General features: G+C 50.0%; 10 protein-coding genes and 1 other annotated feature. Of the genes, 2 read left to right on the top strand and 8 right to left on the bottom strand.

Annotated features, from left to right (window positions below):
- Positions 1-73 precede the first annotated feature (73 nt).
- The 4 genes from HMPREF1246_RS06875 to mscL all read right to left on the bottom strand — a co-directional run bounded on the left by HMPREF1246_RS06875 (position 74) and on the right by mscL (position 4089).
- Positions 74-484, bottom strand: coding sequence for a (deoxy)nucleoside triphosphate pyrophosphohydrolase (locus HMPREF1246_RS06875; protein ID WP_021737110.1), 411 nt, complete (start codon positions 482-484; stop codon positions 74-76).
- Positions 485-648: 164 nt separating this feature from the next.
- Positions 649-1998, bottom strand: a complete 1350-nt coding sequence (locus tag HMPREF1246_RS06870) for a butyryl-CoA:acetate CoA-transferase (RefSeq protein WP_021737098.1) — start codon at positions 1996-1998, stop codon at positions 649-651.
- A gap of 318 nt (positions 1999-2316) precedes the next feature.
- Positions 2317-3543: a tyrosine--tRNA ligase gene (gene tyrS / locus HMPREF1246_RS06865; RefSeq protein WP_021737083.1), complete on the bottom strand. Its 1227-nt coding sequence runs from the start codon at positions 3541-3543 to the stop codon at positions 2317-2319.
- Positions 3544-3633: 90 nt separating this feature from the next.
- On the bottom strand, positions 3634-4089 hold the full coding sequence (gene mscL, locus HMPREF1246_RS06860; RefSeq protein WP_009014765.1) for a large conductance mechanosensitive channel protein MscL: 456 nt from the start codon (positions 4087-4089) through the stop codon (positions 3634-3636).
- Positions 4090-4433: 344 nt separating this feature from the next.
- Here mscL and HMPREF1246_RS06855 point away from each other — a divergent pair, with 344 nt between their 5' ends.
- Positions 4434-7865, top strand: a complete 3432-nt coding sequence (locus HMPREF1246_RS06855; protein WP_021737121.1) for a pyruvate carboxylase — start codon at positions 4434-4436, stop codon at positions 7863-7865.
- 189 nt (positions 7866-8054) lie between these two features.
- Here the strand turns inward: HMPREF1246_RS06855 and rplT are convergent, their stop codons facing one another.
- The 4 genes from rplT to thrS all read right to left on the bottom strand — a co-directional run bounded on the left by rplT (position 8055) and on the right by thrS (position 11282).
- Entirely contained in the window at positions 8055-8408 is a 354-nt protein-coding gene (gene rplT, locus HMPREF1246_RS06850) for a 50S ribosomal protein L20 (RefSeq protein ID WP_009014767.1), read from the bottom strand.
- Between the two features lie 33 nt (positions 8409-8441).
- Entirely contained in the window at positions 8442-8639 is a 198-nt protein-coding gene (rpmI, locus tag HMPREF1246_RS06845; RefSeq protein ID WP_009014768.1) for a 50S ribosomal protein L35, read from the bottom strand.
- A gap of 17 nt (positions 8640-8656) precedes the next feature.
- Complete coding sequence (gene infC, locus HMPREF1246_RS06840) at positions 8657-9184, bottom strand: translation initiation factor IF-3 (RefSeq protein WP_009014769.1); 528 nt, start codon at positions 9182-9184, stop codon at positions 8657-8659.
- A 41-nt stretch (positions 9185-9225) separates the two neighbouring features.
- Positions 9226-9335: a sequence feature (ribosomal protein L20 leader region), on the bottom strand.
- A 36-nt stretch (positions 9336-9371) separates the two neighbouring features.
- Entirely contained in the window at positions 9372-11282 is a 1911-nt protein-coding gene (gene thrS, locus HMPREF1246_RS06835; protein WP_021737102.1) for a threonine--tRNA ligase, read from the bottom strand.
- Positions 11283-11784: 502 nt separating this feature from the next.
- Between thrS and HMPREF1246_RS06830 the strand changes: the two genes are divergently transcribed.
- Complete coding sequence (locus HMPREF1246_RS06830; protein WP_021737081.1) at positions 11785-12738, top strand: alpha/beta hydrolase; 954 nt, start codon at positions 11785-11787, stop codon at positions 12736-12738.
- Positions 12739-12784 lie beyond the last annotated feature (46 nt).

Raw genomic sequence — 12784 nt, 5'->3', positions numbered from 1 at the left:
GAGGGATGCTCCTTTTTTGATTTCATGGACCTTTGCCTGCACCAGCCAGGTATTTGCGTCCTTTGCGTTTAGGTTACATGATTTTTCTTTCCGCTTCCTTGAAGAAAGCCTTAACGGCTTCCACGACCTTCTTATCAGCTTCCATCCAGTCCATCTTATTGAAGTCACGCCAAGTAAGCCATTCGGCATTTTCATGTTCCAAGAGCTTCAAGGTACTGGGATCGACGCTGCAAAGGTAGCAGTCCATCACCAGATGGAATTCAGGGTAATCATATTCGACGGTCGTGAGCCGTTTTCCCACTGAAATTTGGGCAGCCAGTTCTTCCTTGATTTCACGGACCAAGGCCTTTTCCGGGGTTTCCCCAGCTTCCACCTTACCGCCGGGAAACTCCCATTTATCCTTAAATTCACCGTAGCCACGCTGGGTCGCATAGACACGGTCGCCGCGGATCATGACCGCAGCCGCTACATGAACGGTTTTCATTGATGGATCCTCCTTAACTGGAAAACAGATTGCGAGGATGAATTCCTACGCTTTTTCTATTGTACCACACAGCGTATGGGAAGAAAACCGGAGTGAACAGGTCTTCCTTACGAGCCGCCAAAAAAGGGCCGTGAAAATTCTCACGGCCCTTTTCCCATAGCTTATCAGCGTTTGTTGGAATTTCTCCAAATCCCGATGCTTTCTGCATCTTTGATCAGTTTTTCGCGGACATCCGGATGGGCAACGGAAATCAGTTTTTCTGCACGCTGCCACGTGGTCATCCCTTTGAGATTGACAATCCCGTATTCCGTGACAAAGTAGTTGAGGTTCGTTCTCGTCGCCGTAATGGCATCGCCAGGCGTTAAGGTCGGAACGATACGGCTCTTGATTTCCCCATCATGACCCTTAAAGGCAGAAGAGCAGCAAAGGAAGCTCTTACCACCCTTGGACAGATAAGCTCCCAACATGAAGTCAAGCTGTCCGCCAGCACCGCTGATATGTCTGTGCCCAACCGATTCGGAAGCCACCTGACCGGTCAGGTCCACTTCGATGCAGTTATTGATGGACATGAAGTTATCGATCTGGGCAACGACACGGGCATCATTGACATAATCAACCGGAGCAGCCATGATGGCAGGGTTATTGTCTACATAATCATAGAGTTTCTTCGTGCCGGCAGCGAAGGTAAAGACCTGACGGCCCTTGTCAATATTCTTCTGCGCACAGGTCAGCTTGCCGGCGTTAGCGATATCAACAAACCCATCGACATACATTTCCGTATGAACGGAAAGATCCTTGAGGTCGCTCTTGGCAATCATGGCACCAACAGCGTTCGGCATACCGCCGATTCCGAGCTGCAAGCAGGCACCATTCGGGATTTCCGGAACAATGAGCTTGGCAACTGCTTCATCAATCTCACTGGGAACACCGCTCGGCAGATCGGCCATGGGAATGCCTTCATTTTCAACAATGAAATCAACATCATCAATATGGACACTGACTTCCGTACCACCTAAGACGACCGGCATCAGAGGATTGACTTCAACGACAACCTTTTCGGAGACTTCGATCACGGCTGCAATATCGGATGCGGAAAGGCCGAAATTAAAGTACCCATGTTTATCCATCGGAGCCACTTGGATGAACGTGACATCGACATGTTTAATGTTGTCGCGGTAATTGCGGGGGAGCTCGGAAAAACGCAGCGGCGCATAGTAGCCAATTCCGTTATCCGTGAGTTTTCTTTCATAACCACTTGCATGCCAGGAATTCCAGCACATCTGTTCCTTGGCATTGGGAATCTTGGCCACTTCCGGCATCCAGAGCGCAACACCGCCGCGGAACTTAAGATCTGTCAGGCTCGGTTCCTTGATCATCCGTTCCGCCAGGGCCTTATCCAGTACGCGGGGATGGTTGGCGCACCACCCATAGTCTACCCAGTCACCGCTTTTTACGATTTTAACGGCTTCTTCCGGCGTCGTGAGTTTCTTTGCGTATTCCTTTTCGTAATTCATGACGTTAACATCCTCCCTATTTTCTATACACCCCGAATCCCATGGGCAGGATCCCTCTCCAACGTAAGGACAATGGGACAAATTTCCCCTCGAAAAGCCCCCCAAGGGGCACTCATGAAAATCAGGTTTATTGACTCCTCTATTATATCTCATTTTAAAGATTTATGTGAAAAATTCGCTAATTTAAACTAAATTCTTATTGATAATAGTTTCTATAAAATAACTATTGTGAAATCCATGTTTAGCTGACTCATTTTTTTCCCATGGGAAAAAGGTCCCCCCTTCAAATAGAAGGGGCAGGACCTTTACAATCATCTTTTATTTTAAGATGAGACGATAATATTTTTTCTTTCCTTTGCGGAGGAGGACCTCCGTTTTACCTTCAAAAAGGGTTTCCGATAGCGCGGCGGCCACATCCGTTACCTTCGTATCCCCGACCGTAAGGCCATTTTGTTGGATCAGGCGGCGTCCTTCGCTCTTGGAAGCAATGATCTTGGCATCAAAAAGAAGGTCCAAAAGCGGGCTTCCGAATTGCTCCTTCGTAACTTCCACCACAGGGGCATTTCCCATATCCCCGCCAGCACCAAAAAGGGCTTCCGCGGCTGCTTTGGCCTTATCGGCTTCTTCTTTTCCGTGAACCAGTTTTGTCACTTCATAGGCTAAGGTCACTTTTGCTTCGTTGATTTTTGACCCTTCAAGGGCGCCGAGACGGCGTACTTCATCCATGGGAAGGAAGGTCAGGAGAGCCAGGCATTTTTCCACATCGGCGTCATCGACGTTTCTCCAGTATTGATAAAAATCAAAGGGAGAGGTTTTTTCTGCTGACAGCCAGACGGCTCCGCCGACGGTCTTGCCCATTTTCTGGCCCTGACTGTTGGTCAAGAGGGTGTTGGTCATGCAGAAAGCGGGCTGACGATCTTTACGTCGAATGAGTTCCACTCCGGCAATCATATTGGACCACTGGTCATCACCGCCCAGTTCCATCACGCAGTTATACTTCTTATGAAGGACATAGAAGTCATAGGCCTGCATGATCATATAGTTCATTTCAAAGAAAGAAAGTCCATTTTCACTGGCAAGGCGGTTCTTGTAGCATTCTGCCCCCAGCATCCGGTTGACAGAAAAATGAACGCCTACTTCGCGGAGGAACTTGATGTAATTGAGCCCCAGCAGCCAGTCCGCGTTATCGGCAACAATGGCCTTGCCGTCCGACAGATCGATGAAGCGGCCAACCTGTTTCTTGAAGCATTCCACATTGTGGTGAATGAATTCCGGTGTCAGCATCTTGCGCATCTCATTTTTGCCGCTTGGGTCACCGATCATACCCGTACCGCCGCCCATGAGGATAATGGGACGATGACCGGCACGCTGCATATGGGCCATGACCATAAGAGCGATGAAATGACCTACATGAAGGCTGTCCGCCGTCGGATCAAAGCCAATATAGTATGTGATCTTTTCCTTTTCCAATAATTCCTTGATTTCTTCTTCGTGGGATAACTGTTTAAGGTAACCCCGTTCCTTGAGAGTATCAATGACGCTCATGGACAAACCTCCTTGTTATGATAAAAATAAGGACCCATGCAGGTCCCCTATTTTGCAAAGGAACGACTGCATGGATCAGCAAAAGCAATCTCAGTGACTGTCCTTGGGGATATCAGAAGTACAATGCGGACATTTTGTTGCGGCCGGATCGATGGGCATCTTACAGAATGGGCAAAGCGTCTCTGGTGCTGGTTCTTCCTTTTCTTCCTTCTTAAAGCGATTCAGGAGGGAAATCATGAGGAAGATGACAAAAGCCATGATGAGAAAATCAATGACCGTCGTAATGAATTTCCCGTAGGCAATGACAGGAACCTTGGCAGCCGTTGCTTCTGCAAGGGTATCAACTTTCTTGCTGGAAAGATTGATAAAGAGGTTTGAGAAATCAACCCCACCCAAGATCATCCCAATAGGCGGCATGATGATGTCGGACACAAAGGAAGCGACAATCTTACCGAAAGCACCGCCAATGATCACACCGACAGCCATGTCGACAACGTTACCGCGAAGTGCAAAAGCTTTAAAATCCTTCAAAAAGCTGGACATCATAAAACCCCTTTCAATTGGGCAGATTTAAAGCAGTCTGCGGTGGACTGCATTCTTTGTATTATACCATAATATGGGAAGAACGCAACCGTTTCGGGAGATGAGGATCTCCCCCTTTCAAAAAGAAAACCTTGGAGAAAGAAAAGGCGGATTTGTATGGTTTCTAACAGTTGCAAAGCGAGCACCCATTTTTCTTAATAAATCGAACGATTTTAGTTGCATAATGAAATTCATTTGTTATAATAGCAACTACAGTAAGAAAATTTCTATATTGACTATTACCTTTTTCTTATTACCCGGTTCCTAGGCATAGTCCTTTGACCGCGAATCCAAGGGGAGGTCCTTCTATGAAAAAAATTACGTCCGTCCTGGTCGCCAATCGCGGCGAAATTGCAATTCGTGTTTTTCGTGCCTGTCACGAAATGGGAATCCGAACAATTGCGGTCTACAGTAAAGAAGATTCCCTATCCCTCCATCGCTTCCGCGCCGATGAGTCTTATTTGATCGGGAAAGGGAAAAAGCCAGTCGATGCCTACCTTGATATAGAAGAGATCATCCGGGTGGCCCATGAGCACCATGTCGACGCCATCCATCCCGGCTATGGCTTTCTTTCGGAAAACGCAGACCTTGCTAGGCGCTGCGCCGAAGAAGGCATCACGTTCATTGGCCCCCATATCGACCACCTCACCATGTTCGGTGACAAAGTCAACGCCCGCGCACAGGCCAAAAAGGCCGGTATCCGGTTTATTCCCGGCAGTGACGGACCAGTCATGAACTTTGCTGAAGTGGAAAAGTTTGCCAAGGATGTGGGCTTTCCCATTATGCTGAAAGCCGTCAATGGTGGCGGCGGACGCGGCATGCGCATGGCCCATTGCATGAGTGAGCTGAAAGACGCCTATGAACGAGCAAAATCCGAAGCTAAACTCGCCTTTGGCAATGACGAGATCTATCTTGAAAAATACATCCGCAATCCAAAGCACGTCGAAGTCCAAATCATGGGCGATGAACACGGGAATGTCTTCCACCTTTATGAGCGGGACTGCTCCATCCAGCGCCGCCATCAGAAAGTCGTCGAAATCGCGCCGGCCTTTGCCCTTCCTCGGAAGCTCCGCCAAGAAATCTGCAACGCGGCCGTAACGCTCATGAAGAACGTGAACTACGTCAACGCCGGTACCGTCGAATTTCTTGTGACGCCGGACGGTGACTTCTACTTCATTGAAGTGAATCCCCGCATCCAGGTCGAACATACAGTAACGGAAATGATTACGGGCATCGACATTGTCCAGACCCAAATCAAGGTGGCAGAAGGCTATGCCCTCACGAGCGACGAAATTGGCATTCCGTCCCAAGAGGCCATCATGTGCCACGGCAACGCCATCCAGTGCCGCGTGACGACAGAAGACCCTCTAAATGGTTTCATGCCTGACTCAGGCAAGATCATTGCCTACCGCAGCGGCGGCGGGTTTGGGGTCCGCCTTGACAGCGGCAACGCCTTTACCGGGTCCATTATTACGCCTTACTACGATTCCCTGCTCGTGAAAGCAACGACATACGGTCTCACCCACGCCCAAGCTGTACAGAAGATGCTCCGCGAACTCGATGAATTCCGTATCCTCGGCGTCAAGACAAACATTGGCTTTTTGACCAACGTCCTGCGCGAAGCCTCCTTTGTACGCGGCGACTACGATGTCAATTTTATCGATGACCACCCTGAGCTCTTTGACCTGCCCGTGGTCCATAATAGGGGCACGAAGCTCCTCAAATATATTGGCGAAGTCACGATCAATGGCTATTCCGGAAAGGGGCCGGAAGTCCATCCCGATTTTACTCCCTTGGAACTGCCGGAACCGGCAACGGGCGATTATCCCCAAGGAACGAAGGCCATCTTTGACAGCCGTGGGGCCGAAGGCCTTGCAAAGTGGGTCCTGGAGCAAAACCAGGTACTCATTACCGATACGACGATGCGGGATGCCCACCAATCACTCCTTGCGACCCGTGTCCGCTCCCAGGATATGCTTCGCGTCCTGGAAACGTCGGCAAAGAAAATGCCCCAATTCTTCAGTTATGAATGCTGGGGCGGCGCTACCTTTGATGTGGCCTACCGGTTCCTCAAGGAAGATCCGTGGAAACGCCTGCGGGCCATGCGGAAAAAGGCGCCCAACGTCCTTCTCCAGATGCTGATTCGCGGGGCAAATGCCGTAGGGTACACGAGCTACCCCGATAATGTCGTAAAAAATTTTGTTGAACTAGCAGCCAAAAACGGCATCGACGTCTTCCGTATCTTTGACAGCTTGAACAGTCTGGACAATATGAAAGGAACCATCGAGGCCGTTCGTGAAACGGGCAAAGTGGCCGAAGTCGCTCTGTGCTATACCGGAGACATCTTGGATCCCAGTCGCTCCAAGTATAACCTGGACTACTATGTTTCCATGGCTAAGGCCCTTGAAGACGCCGGCGCCCACATCATTGCCATCAAGGATATGGCAGGACTCTTGAAGCCGGAAGCAGCCTATGCCTTGGTTTCCGCCCTGAAAGAGGCGGTATCCGTACCGATTCACCTACATACCCACGATGGGTCCGGAAACGCTGTGACGACCTTATGCCGCGCTGCCGATGCCGGTGTCGATATTGTGGATGCCGCATTTTCCGCGCTTGCCGGCGGAACGAGCCAGCCCAGCATGAACAGCTTCTACTACGCCATGAGCGGCAAAAAGAACCAACCTCAACTGAATATCCAAGCGGCAGAGGAAATGAGCCGCTACTGGGCCTCGGTTCGGCCCTACTACAAGGGTGTCGATAAAGGCGACCCCTTCCCCAACACAGAAGTCTATGACTGCGAAATGCCAGGCGGCCAGTTCTCAAATCTCAAGCAGCAGGCTAAGGCCGTGGGCCTCGGTGACCGCTGGAACGAGATTAAGAAGATGTACCATGACGTGAACCTCATGTTCGGTGATATTGTGAAGGTTACGCCTTCCTCGAAAGTCGTCGGTGACATGACCCTCTTCATGGTCCAAAATGACCTGACAGAAAAGGACATCTACGAACGGGGTGACAGCCTTGATTATCCGCAGTCCGTCGTGGATTTTTTTGAAGGCCGCTTAGGCGTGCCCTACGAGGGATTCCCGGAAAAGCTGCAGAAGATCATCCTCAAAGGCAGGAAGCCCCTTGATAAGCGTCCTGGTGCCCTCCTTGACCCCATTGATTTTGAAGCCGTCCGGACAAAGCTCGAAAATGCTCAATACAACCACACCGATGAAGATGTGAACGCCTACTGCCAGTATCCCAAAGTATTCAAGGACTATGAGGAATTCATCAAGAAATATGGGGATGTCAGCGTCCTTGATACACCGACCTTCTTCTTTGGCATGACAAAAAACGAAGAAATCACGGTCACTTTGGATGAAGGCGTGGAGCCCGTCATCAAACTCATCAACGTAAGCGATCCCGATGATCGGGGCATGCGGACCGTTACTTTCATGTTCAACGGTGCGGAACGGGAAATCGACGTGATCGACAAGAATGTCGACCAAAAGACCATCGTCAGCAAGAAAGCAGATCCCAATAACCCCGGTGACGTAGCAGCAACCCTTTCGGGTTCGGTCGTAACTGTCCTTGTAAAGAGCGGAGAAAGCGTAAAAAAAGGCCAGCCCCTTGTGGTCACGGAAGCCATGAAGATGGAGACGACCATTACGGCTCCCATCGCTGGCGCCGTTGGCACCATCTACGTAACCAAAGGACAAGCCATTATGAGCGGCGACTGCCTGCTTGAAATCAGGTAAGGAGCGAGTAGCAGTGATTTCTAAATAGCAATCCTGACCTCTCACACGACCGTGCGTACCGTTCGAAGCGCAGCGGTTCCCTCGGTTTCACAAACTTGCTTGTCATAGCCCACCATGGGTATATAACCATGGTGGGCGCACAAAAAACAGCCTGTGAAGTAATTTCTTCACAGGCTGTTATCTTATTTATTAGAGAGCCGCTTTGGCGGTTTCAACGAGTTTTGCAAAAGCAGCAGCGTCGTTGACAGCCAGATCAGCCAGGACCTTACGGTCGAGTTCGATACCAGCTTTCGTCAGGCCGCAGATGAAACGGCTGTAGCTCAGGCCATTAGCACGGGTTGCAGCATTGATACGGGCAATCCAGAGCTGACGGAATTCGCGTTTCTTGGCTCTTCTGTCACGGCGAGCGTAGTACAGCGCCTTCATGACGGTTTCATTGGCTTTTTTGAAGAGCTTGCTCTTGGAACCTCTGTAGCCCTTAGCGAGCTTCAGAATGTGTTTATGACGTCTATGGGCAGTTACACCAACTTTAATTCTTGCCATTTTCCATATCCTCCTTCGTTCTCAATACCAGTCTTATGCGTAAGGCAGCATCTTAGCTACGCGTTCATGGTCAGTCTTATGGACCAAGGCAGCTTTACGCAGGTTTCTCTTACGGGTCGGAGACTTGTGTTCCAGGATATGGCTTCTAAAAGCCTTGGCACGCTTGAATTCACCGGTAGCAGTAGCTTTGAAACGTTTAGCCGCAGATCTGCGGGTTTTCATCTTAGGCATAATGGATATCCTCCTTATTATTTGGAACTTTTGGGAGCAACAATCATGACCATGTTGCGTCCTTCCAGTTTCGGTTTTCTTTCGATGACTGCAATGTCCTGCAGTTTTACAGCCATTTTATTGAGCAATTCCTCTCCCAGTTCAGGGTGGGTCAGTTCACGGCCGCGGAACATAATGGTGGCCTTGACCTTATCTCCGCCTTCAAGGAAACGAATGGCATTTTTGGTCTTGACATCAAAGTCGTGTTCTTCAATGCGGATACGCAGTTTGACTTCCTTTACGTCAACGGTCTTTTGACGCTTGCGGGCTTCCTTTTCCCGTTTCTGCTGTTCATACTGGTACTTGCCATAATCCATGATTCGGCAGACCGGGGGCTTAGCCTTCGGAGCAATTTCAACCAGATCCAAATGATGCTGGGCAGCAAGCTCGAGGGCACGGGCTAGTGGCATGATGCCCAACTGCTCCCCATCGACAGTATTGACGCGGACTTCCCTAGCGCGGATCTCTTCATTGATCCTCAATTCATCTTTTGCTATGACGATCACCTCCACAGAATATGGATAAGTACAATCCCGGCACTTACCTCAAAGTAAAAGAAAAACGGGCGAACCAAAGTCCACCCGTCAAACGAACATATCATAGACCCTGTCGAGCTTAGGCTGCAAGGTGAGAAGCAGGTGGCCTCTACTTGGTTACTTGGCTATTCTACTACAGATAGAGCAGTCTGTCAACTTATTTTTTCTCCTTGATTTCCTTCTGGAGTTTGGCAATGAATTCATCAACAGCCATCGCTCCCATCTCGCCTTCGCTGCGGCTGCGGACGGACACCGTACCATTCGTAGCTTCCTTTTCACCGACAACGAGCATATAGGGAACTTTCTTGATCTGACCTTCGCGGATCTTGTAGCCAATCTTTTCATTGCGGTCGTCGAGGTGGGCACGGATGCCAAGGGCTTCCATCTTGTCCACGACAGATTTGGCGTATTCATTGAACTTGTCCGTAATCGGCATGACGCGGACCTGTTCCGGAGCCAGCCAAGCTGGGAAGGCGCCGGCATAGTTTTCAATGAGGATCCCAATAAAGCGTTCAATGGATCCATAAACAACACGGTGAATCATGACAGGACGATGTTTCTGTCCATCTTCTCCCGTATAGGTGAGATTGAATTTTTCCGGAAGCAGCATATCAAGCTGGATCGTACCGCACTGCCACGTACGGCCAATGGAGTCCTTCAAATGGAAGTCGATCTTCGGACCATAGAAAGCGCCGTCCCCTTCGTTGACGACATATTTCAGGCCAAAGTCATCCATAGCTTTGCGCAGGGCGTTCGTCGTCATTTCCCACGTAGCGTCATCGCCCATGGAGTTATCCGGACGCGTGGATAGTTCTGCATGGTACGTCAGACCGAAAGTTGCATAGACCTCATCGAAAAGACGGATCGTTTCTTGGATGACGTCTTCAATCTGGTTAGGCATCATGAAGATGTGGGCATCATCCTGGGTAAAGCAGCGGACACGGAACAGACCATGAAGGGCACCGGACAGTTCATGACGGTGAACAAGACCCAGTTCACCGACACGCAGCGGCAGGTCACGGTAGGAATGGGGCTCACTGTCATAGACCAGCATGCCACCGGGGCAGTTCATCGGTTTGATGGCATAATCTTCGCCGTCAATCTTCGTGAAGTACATATTTTCCTTATAGTGATCCCAGTGACCGCTCGTTTCCCAAAGCTGGCGGTTCATGATCATCGGCGTGGAAACTTCATAATAGTTATACTTGCGATGAACTTCACGCCAGTAATTGATGAGTTCGTTGCGAAGGATCATGCCGTTTGGCAGGAAGAAAGGAAAGCCAGGGCCGTAGTCGCTCAGCATGAAGAGACCAAGCTGTTTGCCCAGTTTCCGGTGGTCACGCTTTTCTGCTTCTTCCAGCATATGGAGATAGGCTTCCAGGTCTTCCTTGCTGGCAAAAGCCGTGCCATAGATGCGCTGGAGCATCTTGTTTTTTTCATCGCCGCGCCAATAGGCACCGGCAATGCTCATCAGTTTGAAAGCCTTGACCCGGCCCGTGGAAGGGCAGTGAGGCCCCGCACACAGATCCGTGAAGTCGCCCTGAGAATAGGTACTGATGACAGCATCTTCCGGCAGGTCTTCGATGAGTTCAACCTTGTACGGTTCATTTTCTGCCTTGAATTTAGCAAGGGCTTCGGCTCTGGGAATTTCATGACGGACAACGGGCAGGTTTTGCTTGACAATCTTCGCCATTTCCTTTTCGATGGCTTTCAGGTCATCGGGCGTAAAAACGTGCTCACTGTCAAGATCATAATAGAATCCTTTTTCAATAGCTGGACCAATGGCAAACTTGGTTCCCGGGAAAAGGTGCTGGATGGCTTGGGCCATGACATGGGAAGCCGTATGACGGATAGCATGGAGGCCTTCCGGACTGTCAGGCGTAATGAATTCAACAGCAGCATCCCGGTCCAAGGAATCAGCAAGGTCCTTGTTCACACCGTCGACCTTTGCCAAAAGCGCCGTTTTGCCCAGTTTCTGGTTGAGGCTCTTGGCAATATCCAGCAGGCTGATGCCTGCTTCAAATTCTCTTTTGCTGCCGTCCGGCAGACTGACATTGATCTTTGCCATAATAAAAACTCCTCCTTTTGATTGCCAGGGGATATAAAAAAGGCCCGTCCCTAACATAGGGACGGGCACATGCTCGCGGTTCCACCCTGATTGATCCCCGATATGGGGACCCACTCGGTACCTTTAACGCAGGTAATACGATCAGGCTTACTTTTGGGTTCAGCCGATGGTTTGAAGGTGGTGAATCATCATTCGTCTGGGTCGTTCTCAGCTTCCGACCTCTCTGTACAGTGGCCCTGATGACGTGTCCTTCGCATGACCGATGGCAATTTTGAATTTGTGCTCATTATACCACGACAAAATCCCTTGTCAAGGGAATTTGGAAAATTTTTCTTGATAACATGCCTGTCACAAGAAAATGAACAGCGGCTATTTTGTCACTTTTTACAAGATGGGACAATAAAAATCCGGATTTTTTGTGACAATCCCCTGTTCCCACTACCGTCTTGAATAAAATCGCGCTACAATGGGATGCGAAAAAAATAGAAGGAGACGCATCATCTTGAAAAAAATCATCGACCTCCTCCTTGTCCTTATCGTGCTGATGATGGGCATAGGAGGCGGCTTTTTATACCGTGAAGGGATGGGATATGTGGACTATGCCCTGCGTCGGGGCAATTCCAAGGACCCTTGGGGGCCGCCCCAGGCCTTTGAGGAAATCTACCCCTACCCCAACAAAGATCCCCAGAACCAGCCCAATGCCCCCCTGGCCCCAACTGAAATCTGGACACTCCAATCCTTTGACGGGCTGCAGCTTGTAGGATCCCATTTCCTGCCGGAAGGAGAAAGCCACCGCTGGGTCATCCTCGTTCACGGCTACGGCTGCAATGAACGCTTTATGTGGGGCGTCGCTCCCTATTATCTAAAAAGGGGCTATCATGTCGTGACACCCAATATGCGGGCATCGGGAAAAAGTGAGGGAACCTACCTCACCATGGGCGTCCTTGAAGGCAAGGACGTGGCCCAATGGGCCCGGGAAATCACAGCCGTGGACCCTAAGGCACGCATTGTCCTGCACGGCGAATCCATGGGTGCAAGTGATGTCATGATGGCCCTGGGAGAGCCCCTTCCTAAAAATGTCAAGGCCGTCATTGAAGACAGCGGCTACAGTGACCTATCCCGTCTCCTTGAAGAACGCATGGAAGACCTCGATATCCCCTACCCCAACGCTATCATTGAGGGAGCGAATCTCCTGATGAAAATCCGTACAGGCGTCTTTTTGCGGGACGTTTCCCCCATCAAGGAGGTCAAAAAAAGCACCCTTCCGATTCTCTTCATCCATGGTTCGCGGGATGAACTCATTCCGCCCCACATGATGAATGACCTTGCCGCACAGAGCCCGTCCCCAATAAAGGAGGAACTGCTCATCAAAGGTGGGCGGCATGCAGAAAATGATACCTTGGGAGATGTCTATTTCCGTCAAATCTTCCGTTTCCTTGAAGAAGCGGGCTTGTGAACCTCCCCCGCATATAAAAGCGGGAGATTCTCGAAAAAGATAAAAA

The sequence above is a fragment of the Acidaminococcus sp. BV3L6 genome (assembly GCF_000468835.1).
Taxonomy (GTDB): Bacteria; Bacillota; Negativicutes; order Acidaminococcales; family Acidaminococcaceae; genus Acidaminococcus; species Acidaminococcus intestini.
Note: the sequence above shows the minus strand (reverse complement) of the source record. Positions and strands in the feature narration are given on the sequence as shown.

Excerpts from the sequence above, each read along its gene's own strand:
- HMPREF1246_RS06875 (WP_021737110.1), bottom strand. The coding sequence starts at position 484 with ATGAAAACCGTTCATGTAGCGGCTGCGGTCATGATCCGCGGCGACCGT.
- HMPREF1246_RS06870 (WP_021737098.1), bottom strand. The coding sequence starts at position 1,998 with ATGAATTACGAAAAGGAATACGCAAAGAAACTCACGACGCCGGAAGAA.
- tyrS (WP_021737083.1), bottom strand. The coding sequence starts at position 3,543 with ATGAGCGTCATTGATACTCTCAAGGAACGGGGTTACCTTAAACAGTTA.
- mscL (WP_009014765.1), bottom strand. The coding sequence starts at position 4,089 with ATGATGTCCAGCTTTTTGAAGGATTTTAAAGCTTTTGCACTTCGCGGT.
- HMPREF1246_RS06855 (WP_021737121.1), top strand. The coding sequence starts at position 4,434 with ATGAAAAAAATTACGTCCGTCCTGGTCGCCAATCGCGGCGAAATTGCA.
- rplT (WP_009014767.1), bottom strand. The coding sequence starts at position 8,408 with ATGGCAAGAATTAAAGTTGGTGTAACTGCCCATAGACGTCATAAACAC.
- rpmI (WP_009014768.1), bottom strand. The coding sequence starts at position 8,639 with ATGCCTAAGATGAAAACCCGCAGATCTGCGGCTAAACGTTTCAAAGCT.
- thrS (WP_021737102.1), bottom strand. The coding sequence starts at position 11,282 with ATGGCAAAGATCAATGTCAGTCTGCCGGACGGCAGCAAAAGAGAATTT.